The following is a 24,827-nucleotide window of genomic DNA, read 5'->3' as shown; positions in this document are numbered from 1 at the left end:
TGAGGTTAATCTCTAATTAATGGTAAAGTAGAGCAACGTAACAAGCCTTCTTGTTTAGCTATTTCAGAATACGGTACTTCTTCAACAATAAAGCCATTGCTGCGTAACCATGTATTTAAACGCGTAAAGCTTTTTTCAGAAATAATTACTTCTTCAGAAATAGAAAAAACATTGCTGTTCATATTATACATTTCTTCTTTTGTAATTTCAAAAACATTTTCTTTTCCGAAGTAATTAAGCAACCACTCATATTCACTTTCTATCAAAAAACCATTTTTATGAAGTATTGCTTTGTCTTTTCCTATTGGTTGAAAACAACAATCTAAGTGTAGTGCATTTTCTTTTGGGTCTGTATTACTTTTTCTTAACTCAAATGCTTTTACAATTTTCTTTGGAAACAATTCTCTTAAAGCATGAACCGCTGCTGGATTTGTTCTAGCTGTAATATAATTTGCATAATCATTACCGGAATAAGTACCAACAAATAAATAGTTATTCCATGGCATTACATCTCCCCCTTCTACATGACATTCTTCTGGTAACACAATAATATTTTCCTTAGAAATTTGAGAGATAACATTGTCTATTGCTTCATATTCTTTCTTTCTATCGGGTAAAATATTTGCTTCTATAAATTTATCATCTATCACAAAAGCTATATCTCTAGAAAAAATCTGATTGTAGTTTTCTATTACATCAGGTCTGTAAACATCAACATTATACTTTTTAAAAACAGCTGCTACAGCCTCCATTTCTTTAATCATATCTTCTTCTGCAGGATAGGTTCCTGCTAAAACATGTTGTATGCTTTTAGGGTCATAACATTCTTCTACTTTAGGTATTGCACCATTGCTATTGGCAGTTCCTAAAATAACGGCGCGTAATTGAGAAGTTTCGTTCTTAATATTTAGTTTTAACATATATAAACGGATAAAAAAAGCTTCATATAATTATGAAGCTTTTTGGTCTGTAAATGTAATAATAAATTTTATCTTTTATCCACGGGAACAAAAGGTCTTAAATTTTCTCCTGTATAAATTTGTCTTGGTCTACCAATTGGCTCTTTTTTCAAACGCATTTCTTTCCATTGTGCAATCCAACCTGGTAAACGCCCTAATGCAAACATTACGGTAAACATATCTACCGGTATATCCATTGCTCTATATATAATTCCTGAATAAAAATCTACATTCGGGTATAATTTTCTATCTACAAAGTAAGGATCACTTAAAGCTTCTTGTTCTAATGCTCTTGCAATATCTAAGATTGGATCGCTTACACCTAAATCATTTAAAACTTCATCTGCAGCTTTCTTAATTATAGTAGCTCTAGGATCGAAGTTTTTATAAACTCTATGCCCAAATCCCATCAAACGGAAAGGATCATTTTTATCTTTGGCTTTTGCCATGTATTTTTTAGTATCTCCACCATCTTGTCTTATTGCTTCTAGCATTTCTAAAACAGCCTGGTTTGCACCACCATGTAATGGTCCCCAAAGTGCAGAAATTCCTGCCGATAAAGATGCAAATAAACCTGCATGAGAAGAACCTACAACACGTACTGTAGAAGTAGAACAGTTTTGCTCATGATCTGCATGTAAGATTAAAAGTTTATCTAACGCATCTTTTATAATAGGATTTACTTCAAAATCTTCATTGGGTTGTTTAAACATCATATACATTAGGTTCTCTACATACCCTAATGAGTTTTTACCATAATTTAAATGCAAGCCTTTTTTCTTACGCAATGTCCAAGCCACTAACACAGGAAATTTACCCATTATTTTAACAATTGCATGATACATTTCTTCTTTAGAATCAACATTTACAGAAGAAGGGTTAAAAGCAGTTAAGGCACTTGTTAATGAAGATAAAATCCCCATTGGATGCGCAGCTTTCGGAAAAGCATCTATAATCTTTCTAACATCATCATCAACTAAAGATTGCTTCTTTATATCATTATGAAATTTAGTTAATTCTTCACTTGTTGGTAAATCACCAAAAATTAAGGCATACGCTACTTCTAAAAAGTCAGCTTTTTCTGCTAATTCTTCAATAGAATATCCTCTATATCTTAAAATTCCTTTTTCTCCATCTAAAAATGTAATAGCACTTTCACAAGAGCCTGTATTTTTAAAACCAGGATCAATAGTAATCACTCCATTGGTTGCACCTCGTAGAGTTTTAATATCTATTGCAACTTCGTTTTCTGTTCCTTTTATGAGTGGAAATTCATAAGAATTTTCACCAATTTGAATTTTAGCTATTTCTGACATTTATAAAGGTTTTTTTGATGTATTTGAATATACCACGAATATACCAATTATTAAATAATATTGAAATGACTTCTTATAAAAATTTAACATTATAGTATAAAATTAACTGATATGATGAATTTATAATAAAAAAAAACCTCACAATAAAATTGTGAGGTTTGGTATTTAAAAAATATCTAATTTATAAGTTAAAAGCGTTCTCTCCTGGAAAATAAGCAGTTGCTCCTAATTCCTCTTCGATACGCAATAATTGATTATATTTTGACATTCTATCTGAACGAGAAGCTGAACCTGTTTTAATTTGACCACAGTTTAAAGCTACCGCTAAATCTGCAATTGTATTATCTTCAGTTTCACCAGATCTATGAGACATTACTGATGTATAACCAGCATTTTTAGCCATATTAACGGCTGCAATAGTTTCTGTTAAACTACCAATTTGGTTTACTTTAATTAAAATTGAATTTGCAATACCATTTTCAATTCCTCTAGCTAAACGCTCTACATTAGTAACAAATAAATCATCACCTACTAATTGAACTCTGTCTCCAATTAATTCTGTAAGATATTTTGTTCCATCCCAGTCATTTTCATCCATTCCATCTTCAATAGATATAATTGGATATTTAGTAGCCAATTCTGCTAAATAATCTGCTTGTTCTTTACTTGTACGGATAACACCTTTATCACCTTCAAATTTAGTGTAATCGTATTTACCATCAACATAAAACTCAGCAGAAGCACAGTCTAATGCAATTTTAACTTCTTCACCAAAAACATATCCAGCATTTTTAACTGCTAAAGCAATTGTTTCAATAGCATCTTCTGTACCATCTAAAGTTGGTGCAAAACCTCCTTCATCACCTACAGCTGTAGACAAACCTCTGTCATGTAAAACTTTCTTTAAGTTATGGAAAATTTCAGATCCCATTTTTAAAGCTTGAGTAAAAGTTTCTGCCTTTACTGGCATAATCATAAATTCTTGAAATGCAATTGGAGCGTCTGAGTGAGAACCACCGTTAATGATATTCATCATTGGTAATGGTAAAGTATTTGCAGAAACACCACCTACATATCTATATAACGGTAAACCTAATTCATTAGCAGCAGCTTTAGCAGCAGCTAAAGAAACTCCTAAAATAGCATTCGCTCCTAATTTTGATTTATTTGGCGTACCGTCTAAATCAATCATTAACTGATCAATTGCATTTTGCTCAAACACAGATGTTCCTAATAATTCTGCTGCAATAATGTTATTTACATTAGATACCGCTTTTAAAACACCTTTACCCATATAGTCTTTTCCACCATCACGTAATTCTACCGCTTCATGTTCTCCTGTAGAAGCTCCTGAAGGAACTGCTGCTCTACCTAAAATTCCATTTTCTGTAGTTACATCTACTTCAACTGTTGGATTTCCTCTTGAATCAAAAATCTGACGTGCGTGAACGCTAATTATAATGCTCATTTTATTTATTATTTAATTAATTTAAAATCTATTTAATTGCTGATGCTAAATTACGAAATGTCTTATATATTTAATAATTTGTGGTTAACTAATTACGAAAACGTTTGCTAAAATTAATTTGAATAAAATAAAAAAACCCACTCATAAAATGAATGGGAAATTTGCTATGAAAAAGAATGTGATTTTTACATCACGTGGTAAAATTAATATTTAATATTGATTAAATATTGATTATTGGTTCAAGTACGTTAAAGTGACTACCATTAACCTAAAAGCTACGACATAACGTTTTTACCTTCTTTAATATTTTCTATAAATTGATCAAATAAATACTCAGAATCATGTGGTCCAGGACTCGCTTCTGGATGATATTGTACAGAAAATACATTCCTATTTTTTAAACGAATTCCTGCAACAGTATTATCATTCAAATGAATATGCGTAATTTCTACATTTTCATTCGCTTCTGTTTCTTCTTTATTGATGGCAAAACCATGATTTTGAGAAGTTATTTCTCCTTTACCCGTTAATAAATTCTTTACAGGATGATTGATACCTCTATGACCATTATGCATTTTATACGTAGAAATTCCATTAGCCAATGCAATAACTTGATGCCCTAAACAGATACCAAACAATGGCAAATTTCTTTTGATAATTTCTTTGGCCACTTCTTGCGCTTCTACCAACGGTTCAGGATCTCCAGGTCCATTAGAAATAAAATAACCATCAGGATTAAACGCAGATAATTCATTAAAACTAGCATTATAAGGGAACACTTTTATATAAGCGCCTCTTTTTGCTAAATTTCTTAAAATATTCTTTTTGATTCCGATATCTAAAGCAGAAATTTTAATAGCCGCATTTTCATCACCTACAAAATAAGGTTCTTTAGTAGAAACTTTAGAAGCCAATTCTAAGCCAACCATACTTGGTACTTCTGCCAATTGTTTTTTTAATGCGTCAATATTTTCAATATCTGTAGAAATAATTGCATTCATGGCACCATTATCTCTAATATAAGCTACTAAAGCTCTAGTATCTACATCAGAAATTGCTACTAGATTATGTTTTAAAAACCAATCTTTTAAATTTCCATCTGAATCTGCTCTAGAATGTGTAAAGCTAAAATTTCTACAAATTAAACCAGAAATTTTAATTCCATCAGATTCTACTTCACTCTCATTTACTCCATAATTACCAATATGAGCATTTGTAGCCACCATTAATTGTCCAAAATAAGATGGATCTGTAAATATTTCTTGATACCCTGTCATACCTGTATTAAAACAGATTTCTCCTGTAGACGTTCCTTCTATTCCAACAGATTTTCCATAAAAAATTGTTCCGTCTGCTAATAAAACTAAAGCCTTCTTACGCGTTTGATATTTCATTGATTGTAGTTAAATGTGCTTTTCTATTTGTTGGTGCAAAAATATAAAAAAAGGGATAAACGTAAACGCTTATCCCTTTTATATAATTTAAAAAATTCTCATTTCTTATTCTTCAGATTTTTCTTCTGTTACAGTTCCTTCTACTTGTGCAGCATCAGCTTTTTTGCTTCTTCCTCTACGTGTAGATTTCTTTGCTTTTTTCTCTTTAGGATTATAGATTTCGTTGTAATCAACCAATTCTATCATAGCCATAGGAGCATTATCTCCCTGACGATTTCCTAATTTAATGATACGTAAGTATCCTCCTGGTCTGTCTGCAATTTTAACAGAAATTTCTTTAAATAATTCTGTTACTGCAAATTTATCTCTTAAGTAAGAAAAAACAATACGTCTGTTATGAGTAGTATCTTCTTTAGATTTTGTAATTAAAGGTTCTACAAATACTCTTAACGCTTTTGCTTTTGCTACAGTGGTGTTAATACGTTTATGTTCTATTAAAGAACATGCCATATTTGCTAACATTGCCTTTCTGTGCGCTGTTTTTCTTCCTAAATGATTAAATTTCTTTCCGTGTCTCATGACTTTGTTTTATGCTTTCATCTTGCTCAACCCATTTTGAGGAGCAAAATATGAAAGGTTAATCTTTATCTAATTTGTATTTTGCTAAATCCATTCCAAAATTTAAACCTTTAACAATAACTAATTCTTCTAGTTCTGTTAATGATTTTTTACCGAAATTACGGAACTTCATTAAATCACTTTTGTTAAAAGAAACTAAATCTCCTAATGTATCTACTTCTGCTGCTTTTAAACAATTTAAAGCTCTTACAGATAAATCCATATCGATTAATCTAGTTTTTAATAACTGACGCATATGTAATGATTCTTCATCATACGTTTCTGTCTGTGCAATTTCATCCGCCTCTAAAGTGATACGCTCATCAGAGAATAACATAAAGTGGTGAATTAATATTTTAGCAGCTTCTGTTAATGCATCTTTAGGATTAATAGAACCATCAGTTTCAATATCAAAAACTAATTTTTCATAATCCGTTTTTTGCTCTACACGAAAATTTTCGATTGCATATTTTACATTCTTAATTGGTGTGTAAATAGAATCTGTAAAAATTGTTCCTATTGGTGCAGACGCTTTTTTATTTTCTTCCGCAGGTACAAATCCTCTACCTTTTTCTATGGTAATTTCTGCGTTTAATTTCACAGATTTATCCATATTACAGATTACTAAATCTGGATTTAACACTTGAAAACCAGAAATAAATTTCTGTAAATCTCCTGCAGTAAATTGATCTTGACCAGATAATGAGATAGAAACTGTTTCTCTATCTGTATCTTCTATTTGTTTCTTAAAACGAACTTGTTTTAAGTTTAAAATAATTTCTGTAACATCTTCTACAACTCCTGGCACCGTAGAAAATTCATGCTCTACACCATCTACTCTTAGAGATGTAATTGCAAATCCTTCTAATGAAGATAAAAGAACTCTTCTTAAAGCATTACCAACGGTTAAACCAAATCCTGGTTCTAGAGGTCTGAATTCAAATCTACCAATAAAATCAGTAGATTCAATCATTATTACTTTATCGGGCTTTTGAAAATTTAAAATTGCCATTTTCTTCGTTTTAATTGCAATTCGGTTGCGCGGTTTATAAATGTGAAGAAATATTTATAAACCCTTTGGCCGAATTTCAATATGATTAAATTATTACTTAGAATATAATTCTACGATTAACTGTTCCTTAATATTTTCAGGAATTTGTAATCTTTCTGGAGCTTTTACAAAAGTTCCTGTTTTTGTATCTGAATTCCAAGTTAACCATTCAAATACGTTACTGTTATTTTGTAAAGCACTTTCAATAGCTACTAAAGATTTAGATTTTTCTCTTACAGCAACAACATCTCCATCTACTAAACTATAAGAAGGTACATTTACAATCTCTCCGTTTACTGTAATATGTCTGTGAGATACTAATTGACGAGCACCACTACGTGAGTTAGAAACACCCATTCTATAAACCACGTTGTCTAAACGAGATTCACATAATTGTAATAAGATTTCACCTGTAATACCTGAAGCAGATTGTGCTTTTTTAAACAAGTTACTGAATTGACGCTCTAATATACCATAGGTATATTTTGCTTTTTGCTTCTCCATTAATTGAGTTGCATATTCAGATTTTTTTCCTCTTCTTCTTGCATTTCCATGTTGTCCTGGAGGAAAGTTTCTTTTTTCGAAGTTTTTATCTTCTCCAAAGATTGCTTCGCCAAATTTACGAGCAATTTTAGTTTTTGGTCCTGTATATCTTGCCATTTCTTTTGTTGTTATAATAGGGATTATGAATTAAGGCTTACTCCTTCGATAATCTTATTCCTACTTTAGTTAAAAAATATAATATTTGTACACTCAAAAAAAGTGAAACTGAAAATTATTTCAGCTTAAACTCTTCTTCTTTTTGGTGGACGACATCCGTTATGAGGAATAGGTGTAACATCAATAATTTCAGTTACTTCAATACCTGCATTATGAATAGATCTAATTGCAGATTCTCTACCATTACCTGGTCCTTTAACATACACTTTTACTTTACGTAAACCTGCTTCTTTTGCAACATTTGCACAATCTTCTGCTGCTAATTGAGCTGCATACGGAGTGTTCTTTTTAGAACCTCTAAAACCCATTTTACCTGCAGATGACCAAGAAATAACGTCACCTTTTTTATTTGTTAAAGAAATAATGATATTATTAAAAGATGCAGTTACGTGCGCTTCACCAATAGCATCAATTATTACTTTACGTTTCTTTGTACTTGCTTTTGCCATAATTTTTCAGTTTTAGTAATTTAGTTTTCTAACTTTATAGTATATACTACTGTTAGATCTTTATTACTTTATCTAACTTTATTTTTTCTTGTTAGCTACAGTTTTTCTCTTACCTTTTCTAGTACGAGAGTTGTTCTTGGTTCTTTGCCCTCTTAAAGGAAGACCCAATCTATGACGAATACCTCTTTGGCAACCAATGTCCATTAAACGTTTAATGTTTATTTGAACTTCAGAACGTAATTCTCCTTCAATTGTGAAAGATCCTACTTGTTCTCTAATTGCTGCGATTTGATCATCAGTCCAGTCTTGAACTTTAATACTTTCGTCTACTTTTGCTTCTGCTAAAACTGCTTTAGCTCTGCTGCTTCCTATACCAAAGATGTAAGTTAAAGCAATAACTCCTCTTTTATTCTTTGGAATATCAATACCTGCTATTCTTGCCATTACCCTTGTCTTTGTTTAAATCTAGGATTTTGTTTATTAATCACATATAATCTACCTTTTCTGCGCACTATTTTGCAGTCGGCACTTCTTTTTTTAACTGATGCTCTAACTTTCATCGTTTCTTATTTTTTTAAAATTAAAAGATTTAAAATGTAAAATTACAACCTTTTAACCTTTTAATTATGAATACTTTAATACCTGTAAGTAATTCTTGCTTTTGATAAATCATACGGACTCATTTCTAATTTTACCTTATCACCAGGTAACAATTTAATATAATGCATACGCATTTTACCAGAAATGTGAGCCGTTACTATATGTCCGTTTTCTAATTCTACACGAAACATTGCATTTGATAATGCTTCTGTAATTGTTCCGTCTTGCTGAATTGCCGATTGTTTAGCCATATTATTTAGTCGATTTTCTATTGCTATTTCCCGCTTTCATTAAACCATCATAATGACGATTTAATAAATACGAATTTATTTGTTGCAACGTATCAATAGCAACTCCTACCATAATTATTAATGATGTACCACCATAAAACATTGCCCAACTTTGTTGTACTCCAAACTTTACTACAATAGCTGGTAAAATAGATAATGCCGCTAAAAACAACGATCCTGGGAACGTAATTCTAGACAACACAGAATCTAATCTATCTGCTGTGTCTTTACCTGGTCTAATTCCAGGAATAAAACCACCACTTCTTTTTAAATCTTCTGCCATCTTATTCGTAGGAATAGTAATAGCTGTATAGAAATAACTAAAAATGATTATTAAAAAAGCAAAAAGTAAGTTATACCCCAAACCATGTATGTCTTGCAATCCTGCTATTGCAGGAAATCTCTGAGCCAAAGCTACAGGTAAAAACATAATTGCTTGTGCAAAGATAATTGGCATAACACCTGCTGCATTTAGTTTCAAAGGAATGTAATCTCTTGATCCTGCAACATTTTGTATGTTTCCTGCAACTGTTCTTCTGGCATACTGTACTGCTATTTTTCTAACAGCAGTTACTAATAACACAGTTAATAAAATTATCACAAACCAAACAATAAGTTCAATTAAAATCATCATAATACCACCAGCTCCTGCATTTGTTGTTTTAGCAACAAATTCTTGCAAGAATGCCGCTGGAAAATTAGCGATAATACCTACTGTAATTAATAATGAAATACCATTACCAACTCCTTTGTCTGTAATACGTTCTCCTAACCACATAGCAAAAATTGTACCTGCAGTTAAAATAATGATTGAAGAAATCCAAAAAGTAGCTCCACTTACTAAAAATGCCTCAGGGCCTAAACCAAACTGAGTTTTAATAGCAGTAATATACGTAGGTGCTTGCACTAACGTAATACCAATGGTTAACCATCTTGTAATTTGCGTAATTTTTTTACGTCCACTTTCTCCATCTTTTTGTAATTTCTGTAAATAAGGAACCGCAATTCCCATTAACTGAACAACAATAGATGCAGAAATATATGGCATAATACCCAGTGCCATTACTGACGCTCTAGCAAATGCCCCTCCTGTAAATGCATTCAATAATCCTAAAAGACCTCCAGAAGTACTTTCTTTTAACGCTGCTAACTGTAATGGATCTATACCCGGTAAAGGTACAGCCGCCATAAAACGATACACAGCAATTAAACCGATAGTAAGAAGAATTTTGTTTTTCAACTCTTCAATACTGAATATGTCTTTTAATCTATTAATAAAATTCATCATTTACGTGTTCTTATAAAGTAACAGCCTCTCCGCCAGCTGCCTCAATAGCCGCTTTTGCTGATGCTGTAAATTTATGTACAGTTATACTTAATTTAGATTTTAATTCTCCACCACCTAATATTTTTACTAAGTCGTTTTTACCTGCTAAACCATTAGCAATTAAAATATCTAAATTAACTGTATCTGTTATCTTTCCACTATCAATTAAAGATTGTAATTTATCTAAATTGATACCTTGATATTCTTTACGATTAATGTTTGTGAAACCAAATTTAGGTACACGTCTTTGAAGTGGCATTTGCCCTCCTTCAAAACCAATCTTTCTAGAATATCCAGAACGAGATTTCTGACCATTGTGTCCTCTTGTAGCGGTACCACCTTTTCCAGATCCTTCACCCCTTGCAATTCTTTTTCCTTTTTTAATGGAACCTTCTGCTGGTGTTAAATTATGTAAACTCATTTTTATTTATGTCTTATTTAATTTCTTCAGAAGAAACTAAGTGTTTAACTGTATTTACCATACCAACTATAGATGGAGTTGCCTCGTGTACTACAGTTTGGTTCATTTTACGTAAACCTAATGCCTCTAAAGTTTTCTTTTGACTTTTAAGACGTCCGATTTTGCTTTTTACTTGTGTAACTTTAATTTTTGCCATCGTTCTTAGATTTATCCGTTAAATACTTTCTCTAAAGACACACCTCTTTGCTTAGCAATAGATGCTGCACTTCTTAACTGTAATAAAGCATCAAAAGTTGCTTTTACCACATTGTGAGGATTTGATGATCCTTGAGATTTTGATAATACATCATGTATACCAACTGCTTCTAATACTGCTCTTACAGCTCCACCAGCAATAACCCCTGTACCATGAGACGCAGGTTTGATGAATACTTTTGCACCACCAAATTTTCCTTTTTGCTCATGAGGTAAAGTTGCATCTAAAATAGGAATTCTAACTAAATTTTTCTTTGCATCTTCAACTGCTTTCGCAATTGCAGAAGAAACATCTTTAGATTTTCCTAATCCATGACCAACAACACCATTACCATCACCAACTACTACAATTGCAGAGAAACCAAATGCTCTACCACCTTTCGTTACTTTGGTAACACGTTGTACACCTACTAATCTATCTACAAGCTCTAATCCGCTTGGTTTAACTCTTTCTACGTTCTTATATCCTTGCATAATTTCTTAAAATTTTAAACCAGCTTCTCTTGCAGCGTCTGCTAATACTTTAACTCTACCGTGATATAGATACCCGTTTCTATCAAAAGCAACTGTTTCTACACCTGCTTTGGTAGCTTTTTCTGCAATTGCTTTCCCAACTGCTGTTGCCGCCTCTACTTTTGTAGTTGCTTTAATTTCTTTATTTCTAGATGAAACAGAGGCTAATGTTACTCCATTTACATCGTCTACTAGTTGAGCGTAAATTTCTTTGTTACTTCTATAAACCGATAATCTTGGTTTTGTAGCAGTACCAGAAATAATCTTTCTAATTCTACGCTTAATTCTAGCTCTTCTTTCAAGCTTTGATAATGCCATAATGCTATATATTATGCAGATTTACCTGCTTTTCTTCTTAATAATTCACCAACAAACTTCACACCTTTTCCTTTATAAGGTTCTGGAGCTCTGAAAGAACGAATCTTTGCAGCTATTTGACCCACTAATTGTTTGTCAAAAGAAGTTAATTTAATGATTGGGTTTTTCCCTTTCTCTGATATTGTTTCAACCTTAACTTCTGGAGCTAATTCTAAAATAATATTATGAGAATATCCTAAAGCTAAATCTAATTTTTGTCCTTGATTAGAGGCTCTATAACCTACACCAACCAATTCTAAATCTTTAGACCAACCTTTACTAACACCTTCAATCATGTTAGCTATTAAGGCTCTCATTAAACCATGTTGTGCTTTATGGTCTTTACTTTCTGATGCTCTATCTAAAGTGATAATACCATCTTCTATTTCTATTGTAATTCCTTCGGATATAGTCTGAGATAACTCTCCTAATTTACCCTTTACAGTTACAACATTGTCTTTTATGTTTACATCTACACCTTGTGAAATGCTAACGGGATTTTTTCCTATTCTACTCATTTCCTTAGCTTAATAAACGTAACATAAAACTTCTCCTCCAACATTTTCTTGACGTGCTTTTTTGTTTGTCATTACACCATGTGATGTAGAAACAATAGCAATTCCAAGTCCATTTAATACTCTTGGCATCTCTGTAGACCCAACGTATTTACGTAAACCTGGTGTACTGATTCGTTGAATCTTTCTAATTACTGATTCTTTTGTTTCTCTGTCGTACTTTAAAGCGATCTTAATTGTTCCCTGAACTTTATCTTCATTGAACTGGTAGCTTAAAATATACCCTTGATCAAACAAAATTTTAGTCATTTCCTTCTTCAAATTAGAAGCTGGAATTTCCACTACTCTGTGTCCTGCTGCGATTGCATTTCTTACTCTAGTAAGAAAATCCGCGATTGGATCTGTATACATATTTATTTAAAATTGCGATTACGGTTTTCAAATACCTCTATTTATGCTACAGATTTCTCTGTGATATCTGAACCTATAATCAGTTAAAATTCTTATACTCAAAAAAAATAGAGCGTGCAAAGATACACATTCTATTTTTATATTTAAGATTTAATTTTGATTATTACCAACTTGCTTTTTTAACACCTGGTATTAATCCTTGATTTGCCATTTCTCTAAACGTAACACGAGACAAACCAAACTGACGCATATATCCTTTTGGACGACCCGTTAATTTACATCTATTATGCATTCTTACTGGAGAAGCATTTTTTGGTAATTTTTGCAAACCTTCATAATCTCCAGCTTCTTTTAAAGCCTTTCTTTTTTCAGCATATTTTGCAACCGTTGCCGCTCTCTTACGTTCGCGAGCTTTCATTGATTCTTTAGCCATCTCTTAATTTTTTTTGAATGGTAAACCTAATTCGCCTAATAATGACTTTGCTTCCTTATCAGTGTCTGCAGATGTTACAAAAGTAATATCCATTCCATTGATTTTTTTAACTTGGTCTATATTAATTTCAGGGTAAATGATTTGTTCAGTAATTCCTAAATTGTAATTACCTCTACCATCAAATCCTGTAGCTTTTATACCGTTAAAGTCTCTTACACGAGGTAAAGATGCAGTAACTAATCTATCTAAAAATTCATACATTTTATCACCTCTTAACGTAACTTTTACACCAATTGGCATACCCTTACGTAATTTGAATGATGCAACATCTTTCTTAGACATCGTAGATATAGCTTTTTGACCAGTAATTTTAGTTAACTCATCTATAGCGTAATCTATTAATTTCTTATCTGCAATAGCAGCACCAACACCTTTAGAAACAACAATCTTTTCTAATTTAGGCACCTGCATTACATTTTTATAACTGAATTCTTCAGTAAGAGTTTTAATAACTCTTTCTTTATATTCTGCTTTTAATCTTGGTATGTAACTCATGATTATTATTTTTTAGTTTTTTTAAAGATTCTAGTTTTAGTATCTCCATCAACTTTATAACCTACTCTTACAGCCACACCAGCTTCTACTAACATTACGTTAGATATATGAATTGATGCTTCCTTTTTTACGATTCCTCCTTGTGGATTTTGAGCGCTTGGTTTGGTGTGCTTAGAAATTAAGTTAACCCCTTCTACCAAAACTCTATCTTTATCCTTAAGTATTTGTAAAACTTTTCCTTCAGAATTTTTATTAATACCTGCAATTACTTTTACAGTATCTCCTGATTTTAATTTGAACTTCTTCATCTTATATAATGATTTAAAGCACTTCAGGTGCTAATGATACTATTTTCATGAATTGTTTCTCACGAAGTTCACGTGCAACAGGTCCAAATACACGTGTTCCTCTCATTTCCTCTGTAGGATTTAAAAGTACACAAGCATTGTCATCAAATCTAATGTATGACCCATCTTTACGTCTAACTTCTTTTTTAGTTCTTACAACAACTGCTCTAGATACTTGACCTTTCTTTACAGTTCCGTTAGGAGTTGCAGATTTAACAGCTACAACAATCTTGTCTCCAATACTTGCGTAACGTTTTCTTGTTCCTCCTAAAACTCTAATTACTAAAACTTCTTTAGCTCCAGTATTATCTGCTACTTTTAATCTTGATTCTGTCTGTAACATATTATTTAGCTCTTTCTAGGATTTCTACTAATCTCCAACGTTTAGATTTACTCATAGGTCTTGTTTCCATGATTCTAACAGTATCTCCTTCGTTGCAATCATTCTTTTCGTCGTGTGCAACGTACTTTTTCGTCTTTAATACGAACTTTCCGTACATTGGGTGCTTTACTCTTTTGGTTTCTGCAACTACAATAGATTTCTCCATTTTATTGCTAGATACAACACCAATTCTCTCTTTTCTAAGATTTCTTTTTTCCATCTTTAAAACTGACTATAGAATTATTGTAATTCTCTTTTTGTTAATTCTGTTGCAATTCTTGCTACAGTTCTTCTTAAGCTTCTTAACTCTAATGGGTTTTCCATTGGTGTTATGGCATGTGCCATCTTAAGATCGGTATAATTCTTTTGCAACGCTCCTAGTTTCTCATTAAGATCTACTATGGATAATTCTTTTATTTCTGATTGTTTCATTTTCTTTAGAATTAAGCGTTAATATCAAAATCTCTTGCTACCACAAACTTCGTTCTTACTGGAAGTTTTTGAGCTGCTAAACGTAAAGCTTCTTTTGCTACATCAATGGATACTCCACCAATTTCAAACAAAATTCTTCCTGGTTTAATAACTGCAACAAAATGATCTGGTGCTCCTTTACCCTTACCCATACGTACCTCTAAAGGTTTCTTAGTGATAGGCTTGTCTGGAAATATTTTAATCCATAACTGACCTTCTCTTTTCATATGACGTGTTGCCGCGATACGAGCTGCTTCTATTTGACGAGAAGTTAACAAGTTCTGGTCGATAGATTTAATACCAAACATTCCATTAGAAAGTTGATTTCCTCTACCAGAAATACCAGTCATATTCCCTTTCGACTTCTGTACCTTACGGTATTTTACTCTTTTTGGCTGTAACATTTTTAATTTCTACTTTTAAAAATTATTTTCTTCTACGAGGTTGTGGACGTTTTCCTCTGTCTCCTCCACCCTTATTTCCACCAGATTGTTTTTTAGACAATCCTACTAATGGAGATAATTCTCTCTTACCATATACCTCACCTTTCATAATCCATACCTTAATACCTAATCTTCCATAAGTAGTATGAGCTTCAACAAGTGAATAGTCTATATCTGCTCTAAAAGTAGAAAGAGGAATTCTACCTTCTTTAAAATGCTCTGAACGTGCCATCTCTGCGCCATTTAAACGACCAGAAATTTGGATTTTAATACCCTCAGCATTCATACGCATTGTAGCTTGAATAGCCATTTTAATTGCTCTCTTGTAAGAAATTCTATTTTCAATTTGCCGTGCAACACTAGTTGCAACCAATTTAGAATCCAATTCTGGACGCTTAATTTCAAAAATATTAATTTGAACTTCTTTACCAGTAATTTTTTTAAGCTCTTCTTTTAACTTGTCTACCTCTTGACCACCTTTCCCAATAATAATACCAGGTCTTGCAGTAGTGATAGTAACGGTTACAAGTTTAAGTGTACGCTCTATAATTACTCTAGAAACACTTGCTTTAGATAAACGAGCATGAATATACTCTCTTATCTTATAGTCTTCAGCTAATTTATCTCCGTAGTCATTACCACCATACCAGTTAGATTCCCAACCTCTGATGATTCCTAAACGATTTCCTATTGGATTTGTTTTTTGTCCCATGTTCTACTTTGATTAATTACTTTTATTTTTACTTCCTAACTCTAAAGTAACGTGGTTAGAACGCTTACGAATTCTATGAGCACGCCCTTGTGGAGCTGGTCTCAGTCTTTTTAACATTCCTGCACTATCTACACAAATAGATTTTACAATTAAGCCAGCTTCTTCTATTGCTGCATCTTCATTTTTAGCTTGCCAGTTTGCAATTGCAGACAATAACAATTTCTCTAAATTGATAGACGCTTCTTTAGGGCTGAACTTTAAGATTTGTAAAGCTTTTTCTACTTCAACGCCTCTTACCTGATCTGCGACTAAACGCATTTTTCTTGGTGATGTAGGACAGTTAGTTAGCTTAGCAAAAGCACGAAGCTTTCTGTCTGCCTTTAACTGATCTGCCATATTTTTTTTACGAACTCCCATTGCCTACTATTTTTTACCTTTATTTTTTGCACCCGCATGTCCTCTAAATGAACGTGTTGGTGAAAATTCGCCTAATTTATGCCCTACCATGTTTTCTGTAACGTACACTGGTACAAACTGACGACCGTTATGAACGGCAATTGTTTGTCCAACAAAATCTGGAGTAATCATACTTGCTCTAGACCAAGTTTTAATTACATTTTTGCTTCCAGCTTCTACATTAGCCAACACTTTTTTCTCTAATTTATAGTGAACGTAAGGTCCTTTTTTTAATGATCTTGCCATAACTTAATTATTTCTTTCTACGTTCTATAATGTACTTATTACTAGCCTTGGTTTTAGTTCTAGTCTTAAATCCTTTTGCAGGAATACCATTTCTAGATCTTGGATGACCTCCAGAAGCACGACCTTCACCACCACCCATTGGGTGATCTACAGGATTCATTCTTACAGGATTGGTTCTTGGTCTTCTACCTAACCATCTACTTCTACCTGCTTTACCAGATACTAGTAATTGATGATCTGAATTAGAAACCACTCCAATTGTTGCTAAACAAGTTAACAAGATTAATCTTGTTTCACCAGAAGGTAACTTTACAGTTGCATACTTACCATCTCTTGCCATTAATTGCGCAAAAGAACCAGCAGAACGAGCCATAACAGCTCCTTGTCCTGGGTGTAATTCTATACAAGAAATTGTAGTTCCTAAAGGAATTTCACTTAATGTTAACGCATTTCCAATTTCTGGAGCGATACCACTACCTGCTACAATTACTTGACCTACTTTTAAACCGTTTTGTGCAATTACATAACGTTTTTCTCCATCAGCATAACTAAGCAAGGCAATAAATGCAGTACGATTTGGATCATACTCTATAGTTTTAACTGTTGCGGGAATACCTGGTTTATCTCTTTTAAAATCGATAATACGGTATCTTTGTTTATGACCTCCCCCGATATTACGAGTTGTCATTCTACCCTGACTGTTTCGACCTCCAGATCGTTTTTTCGGAGCAAGTAAACTTTTCTCCGGCTTATCAGTTGTTATGGTGTCGAACCCATTTACAACTCTAAAACGCTGACCTGGTGTTATTGGTTTTAATTTTCTAACTGACATTTGTCTTTCTTAAAGATTGTTATAAAAATCAATGCTTTCTCCTTCTGCTACCTGAACGATTGCTTTCTTATATCCACTTTTAATACCAGTAACCAAACCTTTTTTGGTAAACTTTGTATTTCTTTGAATTGGATAATTTAAAGTTTTCACACTTGAAATAGAAACTCCGTAAGTTGCTTCAACAGCACCTTTGATTTCTAATTTATTAGCTTTTTTATCTACAACAAATGTATAACGATTTAATAATTCGCTATCGCTTGTTGCTTTTTCCGTGATAATAGGTTTTATTAAAATACTCATTTCGAATCCCTATTTGCTTAAGTTTGTATTAATTCCTTCTAAAGAACCCTCTGTAATAACTATCTTACTAGCATTTAAAATACCATAAGTATTTAAATCTGAAGCATTTATTACTGTAGAACCTTTTAAGTTTCTTGAAGACAAATACACATTAGTACTTGACCCATTTAAAACAAATAAAGATTTTCTAGCATCTAAAGCTAAAGCATCTAATAGATTCGTAAAGTTTTTTGTCTTTGGAGTTTCAAAGTCAAAATCTTCAATAACTACTAAGTTATTATCTGTTGCTTGAATACTTAAAGCTGATTTACGAGCTAAACGCTTTAAGTTTTTATTCAATTTAAAAGAATAATCTCTTGGTCTTGGTCCGAACATACGTCCACCACCTCTAAAAACACCAGACTTGATAGAACCTGCTCTTGCAGTACCAGTTCCTTTTTGTTTTTTAATCTTTCTTGTAGAACCACTAATTTCTGCTCTTTCTTTCGCTTTATGCGTTCCTTGACGTTGGTTTGCCAAGTATTGCTTTACGTCTAAATAGATAGCATGATCATTAGGCTCTATTCCGAATACATCTTTAGAAAGCTCAACCTTTCTACCTGTATCTTTTCCTGTAATATCTAAAACTGCTACTTTCATTATTTCTGAATAGTTACAAAAGCATTTTTGTGTCCAGGAATTGCTCCTTTAACAACAAGTAAGTTCTTTTCAGCAACTACTTTTAATACTTTTAAGTTTTGTACTTTCACTTTATCTCCACCCATTCTTCCGCCCATGCGCATTCCTTTGAATACTCTAGCAGGATAAGATGCAGCACCAATAGATCCTGGTGCTCTTAAACGATTATGTTGACCGTGTGTAGCTTGACCAACACCAGCAAAACCATGACGTTTTACAACTCCTTGAAAACCTTTACCTTTTGAAACACCAGATACATCAACGAATTCGCCTTCTTCAAAATGTTCAACTGTAATAGAATCTCCTAATTTGTACTCTTTGTCAAATCCTTGAAATTCAACAACTTTCTTTTTTGCAGTAGCGCCAGCTTTTTTAAAGTGGCCATCTAACGCTTTGTTAGAACTCTTTGCTTTTTTGTCATCGAAACCAAGTTGTAACGCACTATAGCCGTCAACTTCTTCAGTTCTGACTTGGGTGACAACGCAAGGACCTGCTTCGATAACTGTACAAGGAATATTCTTCCCGTTCTCGTCGAATAAGCTGGTCATTCCAATTTTTCTTCCTATTAACCCAGACATTTAGTTAAAATTTTAGACGATAGATCAATTATATCCAGCGCGTCTATTAATAATTATTTGTTTGAAACTATTGTTTCTTTTTTGTCTTTTGAGTTTCGTGCAAAAAAAACAGCGCAAAACAAAGTCAACGCTGATTTTGTTTTTTCCGTTTTTCCTTCGCGAAACGCTCTGGACATGTTACTATTATTCAATTTTACTTAAAAAATAGTAGTACCCTACTCTATTTCGGGTTGCAAAAGTATAAAAAACTTTCGGTTTAACAAAATTAAACCGAAAGTAAATATATAACTTACTCGTTTTGAGAGATTCCGAATAAATTCGGAATGTTGCATTAAAGTTAATTATACTTTAATTTCTACTTCAACACCGCTTGGTAACTCAAGTTTCATTAAAGCATCAATAGTTTTTGAAGAAGAACTATAAATGTCTAATAATCTTTTGTAAGAAGCTAATTGAAATTGCTCTCTTGATTTTTTGTTTACGTGTGGAGAACGTAATACAGTGAAAATCTTTTTATGTGTTGGTAATGGTATAGGTCCGTTTACTACAGCACCTGTACTTTTTACCGTCTTTACAATTTTTTCAGCAGATTTATCTACTAAATTGTAATCGTAAGACTTTAATTTTATTCTAATTTTTTGACTCATCTTGTATTATTTAGTGGATTAACCTTTAGCTTTTGCTATTACTTCTTCAGATATATTAGAAGGAGTTTCAGCATAATGTGAAAATTCCATAGTAGAAGTTGCTCTACCAGAAGACATTGTTCTTAAAGCTGTAACATAACCAAACATTTCTGATAATGGTACAATTGCTTTTACAACTTTTGCTCCTGCTCTGTCAGACATATCATTTACTTGTCCTCTTCTTCTATTTAAATCACCTACAATGTCTCCCATGTTTTCTTCTGGAGTTAACACTTCTAGCTTCATTAAAGGTTCCATAATTTTTGCTTTTGCAGATTTTGCAGAAGCTTTATAACCCATTTTTGCTGCTAATTCAAAAGATAGTGCATCAGAATCCACTGCGTGGAAAGAACCATCTCTTAAAGTAACTTTCATTGAATCCATTTCATATCCTGCTAAAGGACCATTTTTCATAGCTTCTTTGAAACCTTTCTCTACAGAAGGCACAAATTCTCTAGGTACATTTCCACCCTTAATTACAGAGTCGAATTGTAATCCTACAACACCTTCATCAGCTGGACCAATAGTAAATACAATATCAGCAAATTTACCACGACCACCAGATTGTTTCTTATAAATCTCTCTATGTTCTGCTTCTGCAGTAATAGCTTCTTTATACTCAACTTGTGGTTGCCCTTGATTTACTTCAACCTTAAACTCACGTCTTAAACGATCTACAATTACATCTAAGTGTAATTCACCCATTCCAGAAATAATAGTCTGACCTGAAGCTTCGTCTGAACGTACTGTAAAAGTAGGATCTTCTTCTGCTAATTTACCTAAACCGATACCTAATCTATCAACATCTGCTTTTGTCTTAGGTTCTACAGCGATACCAATTACTGGGTCTGGAAAATCCATAGACTCTAATACAAGAGGGAATTTTTCAGCAGTTAAAGTATCTCCTGTTTTAATAGATTTAAAACCTACAGCAGCTCCAATATCTCCTGCTTCGATATAATCGATAGCATTTTGTTTATTAGCATGCATTTGGTAAATACGTGAAATACGTTCTTTTTTACCTGAACGGTTATTTAACACATAAGAACCTGCATCTAAACGACCAGAATATGCTCTAAAGAATGCTAAACGACCCACAAAAGGATCTGTAGCAATTTTAAATGCTAAAGCAGCAAAAGGCTCCTCTACACTAGGTTTACGTAATTCTTTTTCTTCAGTATCTGGATTAATACCAACAATACCTTCTTTGTCCATTGGAGAAGGTAAATAACGACATACAGCATCTAAAAGAAACTGAACACCTTTGTTTTTAAATGCAGATCCACAAATCATAGGAATAATAGCCATATCCATTACAGCAGCTCTTAATGCAGCATGCACCTCTTCTTCTGTAATAGAATCTTCATCTTCCATGAATTTTTCTAAAAGATTCTCATCGTAACTTGCTACCTCTTCTATTAATAAAGCTCTGTATTTTTTTGCTTCAGCTTTTAACTCTTCAGGAATTTCAATAACATCGAAAGTTGCCCCTTGAGTTTCATCATGCCATACAATAGCACGGTTTTTAACTAAATCTACAATACCTTTAAAGTTTTCTTCATCACCAATGTTTAAAACGATTGGTACAGCGTTTGACTTCAGCATGTCTTTTACTTGCTGACAAACCATCATAAAATCTGAACCTTGACGGTCCATTTTATTCACAAAACCGATACGTGGCACTTTATAGTTATCAGCCAATCTCCAGTTAGTTTCTGATTGTGGCTCTACACCATCAACCGCACTAAATAAAAATACCAACCCATCTAACACACGTAATGATCTATTTACTTCAACAGTAAAATCAACGTGACCAGGAGTATCAATAATATTAAAATGATATCCTTTGGTTTCTGGAGTAGGTTGTGCATTTTCTAAAGGAAACTGCCATTCACAAGTTGTTGCTGCAGAAGTAATTGTAATACCTCTTTCTTGCTCTTGTTCCATCCAGTCCATTGTTGCTGCACCATCATGAACTTCTCCAATCTTATGAGAAACTCCTGTATAATACAATACACGTTCTGTTGTTGTGGTTTTACCAGCATCAATATGTGCTGCAATCCCAATATTTCTTGTATATCTTAAATCTCTAGCCATTTTTCTTAGAATCTGAAGTGAGAGAAAGCTTTGTTAGCTTCTGCCATTTTATGAGTATCTGTACGTTTTTTTACTGCTGCTCCTTCTTCTTTAGCTGCTGCTAAAATTTCTGCTGCTAAACGCTGTGCCATGGTTTTTTCATTTCTCTTACGAGTATATAAAATCATCCATTTTATAGCCATAGATACTTTACGATCTGGTCTAATTTGCATTGGAATTTGGAATGTTGCACCACCAACACGACGAGATCTTACTTCTACGTGAGGCATTACATTAGACAAACCTTCTTTCCATAATTCTAAAGCCGATTTTTCTTCGCCTTCACCTTTTCTTTCTTCTACTAGATCTAAAGCGTCATAAAACACTTTAAATGCTACAGACTTCTTACCACTCCACATTAAGTTATTCACAAAACGTGTTACTAGCTGATCATTAAATTTTGGATCCGGTAATAAGACTCTTTTTTTTGCTGCTCTTTTTCTCATGTCTTTACATTAAAAAAGTTAATTAATTTAGTTATTAGTTCTCAAATGCACACCCTTAACTTTAAACCTTACACTTAAGAAAAACTCTTAAACATAAAATATAAATTTTAAAGATCTACAACCGTTTACTTATAACTCTTACTTCTTTGGGCGTTTTGCACCATACTTAGACCTACGTTGGGTTCTACCCTCAACACCTGCTGTATCTAATGCTCCACGTACCACGTGATATTTAACACCTGGTAAATCTTTTACCCTTCCACCTCTAACTAATACTATCGAGTGCTCTTGTAAGTTATGTCCTTCACCTGGGATGTACGCGTTTATCTCATTACCATTAGTTAATCTAACTCTGGCAACTTTACGCATTGCAGAATTAGGTTTCTTTGGTGTTGTGGTATAAACACGAGTACATACTCCACGTCTTTGAGGACAAGACGACAAAGCAGCCGATTTACTCTTCTTAGTTATTTTGGTTCTTCCTTTACGAACTAATTGTTGAATAGTTGGCATACTAAATTATTACTGTTTTTAGTTTATATTAAACTTTTCTCTTTTTAAGAGTGCGCAAATGTACGATTTATTTCTAATTATCCAAATATCAGTACCTTATTTTTTTTATCTTAAATTAAATATAACTTTTTACAAATAGCTGAATAAATGTTTATCAAATTTATTTATAAAATTTAGCGCATTTTTTACGCCTATACCTCTATTATTTATATGTATATTTTTATGATTTTAGTTTACTTTTGCACTTAACAACCACTCAATTTTGAAGAAAAATCTTATACCTTATATATATACCTTTTTTTTAATTGTTTTTTCTAATGATTTTCTAGCCCAAGAATTTACTCTAGAAATCTCATCGAAAAAAGAAAATGAGACCGCATTTATAAAAAAAATAAATTTTAAAAAAACTCATAAAGACACAATTTCTTTAAAGCAAGAAATTAACAAGATATCTGATCACTTAACTAATTATGGTTATTTTACTCACACATTAGACTCTATTCTCAACAGAAAAAAAAAGTATATTGCATATTTTTCATTGAATGAAAAAATAGAAAAGGCAGTAATTCAGGTTTCTATAAATGATAATCTTAATCTTAAAAATCTACAACAGCTAGACAGCAGCTCTTTTACACTTCCTATAGAAAAACTAGCAGTTACTTTAGAGAATATATCAAAAGAGTTAGATGCCAAAGGCAAATCTTTTTCGAAAGTGCAATTAAAAAACATACAGCTGAAAGAAAAAACATTATTTGCTGATTTAGATGTTTATCAATCTGAAAAAAGAACCATTTCAAATGTTATTATAAAAGGTTATACCGATTTTCCTAGGTCTTTTGTAAAACATTTTTTTAACATCAACCAAAACACTATTTTTAATCAAGAGAAAGTTGATAACATTTCTAACGCCACAAAAAATTTACAATTTGTAAAAGAGATCAAACCTCCTGAGGTATTATTTACTAAAGATTCAACCGAATTATACATTTATCTAAAGAAACAGCAAAATAACAGTTTTGATGGTTTGGTGAATTTAACTACAAAAGAAAATGGAGACGTCTTATTTAATGGACATGTAGATTTAAAATTACAGAACGTTTTAAATACAGGTGAAACGTTTGAACTTTTTTGGAACAGCATTGGAGAAGACCGACAAGAATTTAGTATTTCTACTGATATTCCGTATATATTTAACACTATTATAACTCCTGAACTAACCTTTTCTATTTACAAACAAGATTCTACGTTTTTAAATACCACATTCAATTCAAAATTATTTTACAACTTAAATTCGAAATCGAAACTAGCCCTCACCTACACTTCTGAATCCTCAGAAAATTTAGAAGAAACGATACAGAACAATATTGAAACTTTTAAAAACTTCTTTGCAGGTTTTGAGTTTAAATACGCAATTCCTAAAAACGATTTCTTTTTTAACGATGTGTTTTACGCGTCTATAAACCCAACTTTTGGAAAAAGAACTACAGATACCATTAATTCTAATCAATTTAAAATTGAAGCTGAAGCCTCTTATATTTGGGATTTAAATACAAGAAGCAGTATTTTTATCAGAAATAAAACAGGGTATTTAAATTCTGACTTCTTTATAGATAACGAATTGTTTAGAATTGGAGGCGCCAATTCTATTAGAGGCTTTAACGAGCAAAGTATATTTAGTAAAAGTTATAGTTTCTTTAATCTGGAGTACCGTTTTTTAACTTCTGAAAAATCTTATTTTTATTCCATCACAGATTTTGCCAATATTAAGACCATTATTGGCAATGATAATCTATTAGGTCTTGGTTTAGGTTATCTTTTTTCTACTTCAAATTCTCAAATTAACCTTAGCACTGCCATTGGTAAAACTACCTCACAAAACTTTGATTTTAAAGAAAGTAAACTTATTATTAGTTGGAAAAGTTTTTTCTAATTCAAAAAAAACTAGTACT

The 24,827-nt window shown here is 32.4% G+C and carries 37 protein-coding genes; 1 reads left to right on the top strand and 36 read right to left on the bottom strand.

What is annotated here, in order from left to right:
• Positions 1-5: 5 nt before the first annotated feature.
• The 36 genes from ACSHW5_RS04065 to rpsL form a co-directional block, all read right to left on the bottom strand.
• Positions 6-920, bottom strand: a complete 915-nt coding sequence (locus ACSHW5_RS04065) for a dimethylarginine dimethylaminohydrolase family protein (RefSeq protein ID WP_435674829.1) — start codon at positions 918-920, stop codon at positions 6-8.
• A gap of 68 nt (positions 921-988) precedes the next feature.
• Complete coding sequence (locus ACSHW5_RS04060) at positions 989-2,275, bottom strand: citrate synthase (protein ID WP_435674828.1); 1,287 nt, start codon at positions 2,273-2,275, stop codon at positions 989-991.
• Between the two features lie 181 nt (positions 2,276-2,456).
• Positions 2,457-3,743, bottom strand: a complete 1,287-nt coding sequence (gene eno / locus ACSHW5_RS04055) for a phosphopyruvate hydratase (protein WP_435674827.1) — start codon at positions 3,741-3,743, stop codon at positions 2,457-2,459.
• A gap of 275 nt (positions 3,744-4,018) precedes the next feature.
• On the bottom strand, positions 4,019-5,137 hold the full coding sequence (gene carA / locus ACSHW5_RS04050; RefSeq protein WP_435674826.1) for a glutamine-hydrolyzing carbamoyl-phosphate synthase small subunit: 1,119 nt from the start codon (positions 5,135-5,137) through the stop codon (positions 4,019-4,021).
• Between the two features lie 105 nt (positions 5,138-5,242).
• Positions 5,243-5,716 carry a 50S ribosomal protein L17 gene (gene rplQ / locus ACSHW5_RS04045; protein ID WP_435674825.1) on the bottom strand — a complete coding sequence of 158 codons (474 nt, stop codon included), beginning with the start codon at positions 5,714-5,716 and terminating at the stop codon, positions 5,243-5,245.
• Positions 5,717-5,774: 58 nt separating this feature from the next.
• Entirely contained in the window at positions 5,775-6,767 is a 993-nt protein-coding gene (locus tag ACSHW5_RS04040) for a DNA-directed RNA polymerase subunit alpha (protein WP_435674824.1), read from the bottom strand.
• Positions 6,768-6,860: 93 nt separating this feature from the next.
• The gene (gene rpsD / locus ACSHW5_RS04035; RefSeq protein WP_435674823.1) at positions 6,861-7,466 is read right to left on the bottom strand and encodes a 30S ribosomal protein S4; all 606 of its coding nucleotides are present in this window, start codon (positions 7,464-7,466) and stop codon (positions 6,861-6,863) included.
• Between the two features lie 125 nt (positions 7,467-7,591).
• Positions 7,592-7,975 (bottom strand): 30S ribosomal protein S11, encoded by a 384-nt coding sequence (rpsK, locus tag ACSHW5_RS04030; protein WP_299012248.1) that lies wholly within the window; start codon positions 7,973-7,975, stop codon positions 7,592-7,594.
• 78 nt (positions 7,976-8,053) lie between these two features.
• Positions 8,054-8,419 carry a 30S ribosomal protein S13 gene (rpsM, locus tag ACSHW5_RS04025; protein WP_435674822.1) on the bottom strand — a complete coding sequence of 122 codons (366 nt, stop codon included), beginning with the start codon at positions 8,417-8,419 and terminating at the stop codon, positions 8,054-8,056.
• Positions 8,419-8,535 carry a type B 50S ribosomal protein L36 gene (ykgO, locus tag ACSHW5_RS04020; protein WP_004568720.1) on the bottom strand — a complete coding sequence of 39 codons (117 nt, stop codon included), beginning with the start codon at positions 8,533-8,535 and terminating at the stop codon, positions 8,419-8,421. The genes rpsM and ykgO overlap by 1 nt, the downstream gene beginning before the upstream one ends.
• Before the next feature lie 75 nt (positions 8,536-8,610).
• Complete coding sequence (gene infA, locus ACSHW5_RS04015; protein WP_004568721.1) at positions 8,611-8,826, bottom strand: translation initiation factor IF-1; 216 nt, start codon at positions 8,824-8,826, stop codon at positions 8,611-8,613.
• A 1-nt stretch (position 8,827) separates the two neighbouring features.
• Positions 8,828-10,150, bottom strand: a complete 1,323-nt coding sequence (secY, locus tag ACSHW5_RS04010) for a preprotein translocase subunit SecY (RefSeq protein ID WP_435674889.1) — start codon at positions 10,148-10,150, stop codon at positions 8,828-8,830.
• A gap of 13 nt (positions 10,151-10,163) precedes the next feature.
• On the bottom strand, positions 10,164-10,613 hold the full coding sequence (rplO, locus tag ACSHW5_RS04005) for a 50S ribosomal protein L15 (RefSeq protein ID WP_435674821.1): 450 nt from the start codon (positions 10,611-10,613) through the stop codon (positions 10,164-10,166).
• 13 nt (positions 10,614-10,626) lie between these two features.
• Positions 10,627-10,809: a 50S ribosomal protein L30 gene (rpmD, locus tag ACSHW5_RS04000; protein WP_435674820.1), complete on the bottom strand. Its 183-nt coding sequence runs from the start codon at positions 10,807-10,809 to the stop codon at positions 10,627-10,629.
• A gap of 11 nt (positions 10,810-10,820) precedes the next feature.
• The gene (gene rpsE, locus ACSHW5_RS03995; protein ID WP_435674888.1) at positions 10,821-11,345 is read right to left on the bottom strand and encodes a 30S ribosomal protein S5; all 525 of its coding nucleotides are present in this window, start codon (positions 11,343-11,345) and stop codon (positions 10,821-10,823) included.
• Between the two features lie 3 nt (positions 11,346-11,348).
• The gene (gene rplR, locus ACSHW5_RS03990) at positions 11,349-11,699 is read right to left on the bottom strand and encodes a 50S ribosomal protein L18 (RefSeq protein ID WP_435674819.1); all 351 of its coding nucleotides are present in this window, start codon (positions 11,697-11,699) and stop codon (positions 11,349-11,351) included.
• A gap of 11 nt (positions 11,700-11,710) precedes the next feature.
• Positions 11,711-12,256 (bottom strand): 50S ribosomal protein L6, encoded by a 546-nt coding sequence (rplF, locus tag ACSHW5_RS03985; RefSeq protein ID WP_435674818.1) that lies wholly within the window; start codon positions 12,254-12,256, stop codon positions 11,711-11,713.
• Positions 12,257-12,265: 9 nt separating this feature from the next.
• A complete protein-coding gene (rpsH, locus tag ACSHW5_RS03980) occupies positions 12,266-12,664 on the bottom strand; it encodes a 30S ribosomal protein S8 (RefSeq protein ID WP_435674817.1) in 399 nt (132 codons plus the stop codon).
• A 163-nt stretch (positions 12,665-12,827) separates the two neighbouring features.
• Positions 12,828-13,097, bottom strand: coding sequence for a 30S ribosomal protein S14 (gene rpsN / locus ACSHW5_RS03975; RefSeq protein WP_331365201.1), 270 nt, complete (start codon positions 13,095-13,097; stop codon positions 12,828-12,830).
• A 3-nt stretch (positions 13,098-13,100) separates the two neighbouring features.
• Complete coding sequence (gene rplE / locus ACSHW5_RS03970; RefSeq protein WP_435674816.1) at positions 13,101-13,652, bottom strand: 50S ribosomal protein L5; 552 nt, start codon at positions 13,650-13,652, stop codon at positions 13,101-13,103.
• 5 nt (positions 13,653-13,657) lie between these two features.
• Positions 13,658-13,960, bottom strand: coding sequence for a 50S ribosomal protein L24 (rplX, locus tag ACSHW5_RS03965; protein ID WP_435674815.1), 303 nt, complete (start codon positions 13,958-13,960; stop codon positions 13,658-13,660).
• Positions 13,961-13,973: 13 nt separating this feature from the next.
• Positions 13,974-14,342 carry a 50S ribosomal protein L14 gene (gene rplN / locus ACSHW5_RS03960; protein WP_068451523.1) on the bottom strand — a complete coding sequence of 123 codons (369 nt, stop codon included), beginning with the start codon at positions 14,340-14,342 and terminating at the stop codon, positions 13,974-13,976.
• A 1-nt stretch (position 14,343) separates the two neighbouring features.
• Complete coding sequence (gene rpsQ / locus ACSHW5_RS03955) at positions 14,344-14,601, bottom strand: 30S ribosomal protein S17 (protein ID WP_018943599.1); 258 nt, start codon at positions 14,599-14,601, stop codon at positions 14,344-14,346.
• Positions 14,602-14,621: 20 nt separating this feature from the next.
• Positions 14,622-14,813 carry a 50S ribosomal protein L29 gene (gene rpmC / locus ACSHW5_RS03950; protein ID WP_435674814.1) on the bottom strand — a complete coding sequence of 64 codons (192 nt, stop codon included), beginning with the start codon at positions 14,811-14,813 and terminating at the stop codon, positions 14,622-14,624.
• Between the two features lie 11 nt (positions 14,814-14,824).
• Positions 14,825-15,256, bottom strand: a complete 432-nt coding sequence (gene rplP / locus ACSHW5_RS03945) for a 50S ribosomal protein L16 (protein WP_435674813.1) — start codon at positions 15,254-15,256, stop codon at positions 14,825-14,827.
• A 22-nt stretch (positions 15,257-15,278) separates the two neighbouring features.
• Positions 15,279-16,007 carry a 30S ribosomal protein S3 gene (gene rpsC, locus ACSHW5_RS03940; protein WP_435674812.1) on the bottom strand — a complete coding sequence of 243 codons (729 nt, stop codon included), beginning with the start codon at positions 16,005-16,007 and terminating at the stop codon, positions 15,279-15,281.
• 12 nt (positions 16,008-16,019) lie between these two features.
• Positions 16,020-16,424: a 50S ribosomal protein L22 gene (gene rplV, locus ACSHW5_RS03935; protein WP_435674811.1), complete on the bottom strand. Its 405-nt coding sequence runs from the start codon at positions 16,422-16,424 to the stop codon at positions 16,020-16,022.
• A gap of 6 nt (positions 16,425-16,430) precedes the next feature.
• On the bottom strand, positions 16,431-16,709 hold the full coding sequence (rpsS, locus tag ACSHW5_RS03930) for a 30S ribosomal protein S19 (protein WP_435674810.1): 279 nt from the start codon (positions 16,707-16,709) through the stop codon (positions 16,431-16,433).
• Between the two features lie 7 nt (positions 16,710-16,716).
• On the bottom strand, positions 16,717-17,541 hold the full coding sequence (rplB, locus tag ACSHW5_RS03925) for a 50S ribosomal protein L2 (protein ID WP_435674809.1): 825 nt from the start codon (positions 17,539-17,541) through the stop codon (positions 16,717-16,719).
• Between the two features lie 9 nt (positions 17,542-17,550).
• The gene (gene rplW, locus ACSHW5_RS03920) at positions 17,551-17,841 is read right to left on the bottom strand and encodes a 50S ribosomal protein L23 (protein WP_435674808.1); all 291 of its coding nucleotides are present in this window, start codon (positions 17,839-17,841) and stop codon (positions 17,551-17,553) included.
• Between the two features lie 9 nt (positions 17,842-17,850).
• Positions 17,851-18,480 carry a 50S ribosomal protein L4 gene (gene rplD / locus ACSHW5_RS03915; RefSeq protein ID WP_435674807.1) on the bottom strand — a complete coding sequence of 210 codons (630 nt, stop codon included), beginning with the start codon at positions 18,478-18,480 and terminating at the stop codon, positions 17,851-17,853.
• Positions 18,480-19,097 carry a 50S ribosomal protein L3 gene (gene rplC, locus ACSHW5_RS03910; protein WP_435674806.1) on the bottom strand — a complete coding sequence of 206 codons (618 nt, stop codon included), beginning with the start codon at positions 19,095-19,097 and terminating at the stop codon, positions 18,480-18,482. Before rplC ends, rplD begins: the two co-directional genes overlap by 1 nt.
• A 341-nt stretch (positions 19,098-19,438) precedes the next feature.
• On the bottom strand, positions 19,439-19,744 hold the full coding sequence (gene rpsJ / locus ACSHW5_RS03905; protein WP_004568745.1) for a 30S ribosomal protein S10: 306 nt from the start codon (positions 19,742-19,744) through the stop codon (positions 19,439-19,441).
• An 18-nt stretch (positions 19,745-19,762) separates the two neighbouring features.
• A complete protein-coding gene (gene fusA, locus ACSHW5_RS03900; RefSeq protein ID WP_435674805.1) occupies positions 19,763-21,880 on the bottom strand; it encodes an elongation factor G in 2,118 nt (705 codons plus the stop codon).
• A 5-nt stretch (positions 21,881-21,885) separates the two neighbouring features.
• Positions 21,886-22,365, bottom strand: a complete 480-nt coding sequence (gene rpsG, locus ACSHW5_RS03895) for a 30S ribosomal protein S7 (protein WP_435674804.1) — start codon at positions 22,363-22,365, stop codon at positions 21,886-21,888.
• Between the two features lie 138 nt (positions 22,366-22,503).
• Positions 22,504-22,878: a 30S ribosomal protein S12 gene (gene rpsL / locus ACSHW5_RS03890; protein WP_018943587.1), complete on the bottom strand. Its 375-nt coding sequence runs from the start codon at positions 22,876-22,878 to the stop codon at positions 22,504-22,506.
• 538 nt (positions 22,879-23,416) lie between these two features.
• Here rpsL and ACSHW5_RS03885 point away from each other — a divergent pair.
• Complete coding sequence (locus ACSHW5_RS03885) at positions 23,417-24,808, top strand: hypothetical protein (protein WP_435674803.1); 1,392 nt, start codon at positions 23,417-23,419, stop codon at positions 24,806-24,808.
• Positions 24,809-24,827: the final 19 nt, after the last annotated feature.

The organism is Polaribacter sp. (genome assembly GCF_051251875.1).
Taxonomy (GTDB): Bacteria; Bacteroidota; Bacteroidia; order Flavobacteriales; family Flavobacteriaceae; genus Polaribacter.
This window is presented reverse-complemented; position numbering and strand designations above follow the sequence as displayed.

Bases quoted from the DNA above. Each gene is read 5' to 3' on its own strand.
- rpsL (WP_018943587.1), bottom strand. From the start codon at position 22,878: ATGCCAACTATTCAACAATTAGTTCGTAAAGGAAGAACCAAAATAACT.
- rpmC (WP_435674814.1), bottom strand. From the start codon at position 14,813: ATGAAACAATCAGAAATAAAAGAATTATCCATAGTAGATCTTAATGAG.
- rplE (WP_435674816.1), bottom strand. From the start codon at position 13,652: ATGAGTTACATACCAAGATTAAAAGCAGAATATAAAGAAAGAGTTATT.
- rplB (WP_435674809.1), bottom strand. From the start codon at position 17,541: ATGTCAGTTAGAAAATTAAAACCAATAACACCAGGTCAGCGTTTTAGA.
- carA (WP_435674826.1), bottom strand. From the start codon at position 5,137: ATGAAATATCAAACGCGTAAGAAGGCTTTAGTTTTATTAGCAGACGGA.
- rpsG (WP_435674804.1), bottom strand. From the start codon at position 22,365: ATGAGAAAAAGAGCAGCAAAAAAAAGAGTCTTATTACCGGATCCAAAA.
- ykgO (WP_004568720.1), bottom strand. From the start codon at position 8,535: ATGAAAGTTAGAGCATCAGTTAAAAAAAGAAGTGCCGACTGCAAAATA.
- fusA (WP_435674805.1), bottom strand. From the start codon at position 21,880: ATGGCTAGAGATTTAAGATATACAAGAAATATTGGGATTGCAGCACAT.
- ACSHW5_RS04065 (WP_435674829.1), bottom strand. From the start codon at position 920: ATGTTAAAACTAAATATTAAGAACGAAACTTCTCAATTACGCGCCGTT.
- rplF (WP_435674818.1), bottom strand. From the start codon at position 12,256: ATGAGTAGAATAGGAAAAAATCCCGTTAGCATTTCACAAGGTGTAGAT.
- rplN (WP_068451523.1), bottom strand. From the start codon at position 14,342: ATGTTACAGACAGAATCAAGATTAAAAGTAGCAGATAATACTGGAGCT.
- rpsM (WP_435674822.1), bottom strand. From the start codon at position 8,419: ATGGCAAGAATAGCAGGTATTGATATTCCAAAGAATAAAAGAGGAGTT.
- ACSHW5_RS04040 (WP_435674824.1), bottom strand. From the start codon at position 6,767: ATGGCAATTTTAAATTTTCAAAAGCCCGATAAAGTAATAATGATTGAA.
- rpsN (WP_331365201.1), bottom strand. From the start codon at position 13,097: ATGGCTAAAGAATCAATGAAAGCTCGCGAACGTAAGAGAGCGGCAACG.
- secY (WP_435674889.1), bottom strand. From the start codon at position 10,150: ATGAATTTTATTAATAGATTAAAAGACATATTCAGTATTGAAGAGTTG.
- rplV (WP_435674811.1), bottom strand. From the start codon at position 16,424: ATGGGAGTTCGTAAAAAAAATATGGCAGATCAGTTAAAGGCAGACAGA.
- eno (WP_435674827.1), bottom strand. From the start codon at position 3,743: ATGAGCATTATAATTAGCGTTCACGCACGTCAGATTTTTGATTCAAGA.
- rpsJ (WP_004568745.1), bottom strand. From the start codon at position 19,744: ATGAGTCAAAAAATTAGAATAAAATTAAAGTCTTACGATTACAATTTA.
- rpsH (WP_435674817.1), bottom strand. From the start codon at position 12,664: ATGTATACAGATCCAATCGCGGATTTTCTTACTAGAGTAAGAAATGCA.
- ACSHW5_RS04060 (WP_435674828.1), bottom strand. From the start codon at position 2,275: ATGTCAGAAATAGCTAAAATTCAAATTGGTGAAAATTCTTATGAATTT.
- rplC (WP_435674806.1), bottom strand. From the start codon at position 19,097: ATGTCTGGGTTAATAGGAAGAAAAATTGGAATGACCAGCTTATTCGAC.
- rplW (WP_435674808.1), bottom strand. From the start codon at position 17,841: ATGAGTATTTTAATAAAACCTATTATCACGGAAAAAGCAACAAGCGAT.
- rpsK (WP_299012248.1), bottom strand. From the start codon at position 7,975: ATGGCAAAAGCAAGTACAAAGAAACGTAAAGTAATAATTGATGCTATT.
- rpsD (WP_435674823.1), bottom strand. From the start codon at position 7,466: ATGGCAAGATATACAGGACCAAAAACTAAAATTGCTCGTAAATTTGGC.
- rplP (WP_435674813.1), bottom strand. From the start codon at position 15,256: ATGTTACAGCCAAAAAGAGTAAAATACCGTAAGGTACAGAAGTCGAAA.
- rplR (WP_435674819.1), bottom strand. From the start codon at position 11,699: ATGGCATTATCAAAGCTTGAAAGAAGAGCTAGAATTAAGCGTAGAATT.
- rplD (WP_435674807.1), bottom strand. From the start codon at position 18,480: ATGAAAGTAGCAGTTTTAGATATTACAGGAAAAGATACAGGTAGAAAG.
- rplX (WP_435674815.1), bottom strand. From the start codon at position 13,960: ATGAAGAAGTTCAAATTAAAATCAGGAGATACTGTAAAAGTAATTGCA.
- rpmD (WP_435674820.1), bottom strand. From the start codon at position 10,809: ATGGCAAAAATTAAAGTTACACAAGTAAAAAGCAAAATCGGACGTCTT.
- rplO (WP_435674821.1), bottom strand. From the start codon at position 10,613: ATGAGTTTACATAATTTAACACCAGCAGAAGGTTCCATTAAAAAAGGA.
- rplQ (WP_435674825.1), bottom strand. From the start codon at position 5,716: ATGAGACACGGAAAGAAATTTAATCATTTAGGAAGAAAAACAGCGCAC.
- rpsQ (WP_018943599.1), bottom strand. From the start codon at position 14,601: ATGGAAAAAAGAAATCTTAGAAAAGAGAGAATTGGTGTTGTATCTAGC.
- infA (WP_004568721.1), bottom strand. From the start codon at position 8,826: ATGGCTAAACAATCGGCAATTCAGCAAGACGGAACAATTACAGAAGCA.
- rpsS (WP_435674810.1), bottom strand. From the start codon at position 16,709: ATGGCAAGATCATTAAAAAAAGGACCTTACGTTCACTATAAATTAGAG.
- rpsC (WP_435674812.1), bottom strand. From the start codon at position 16,007: ATGGGACAAAAAACAAATCCAATAGGAAATCGTTTAGGAATCATCAGA.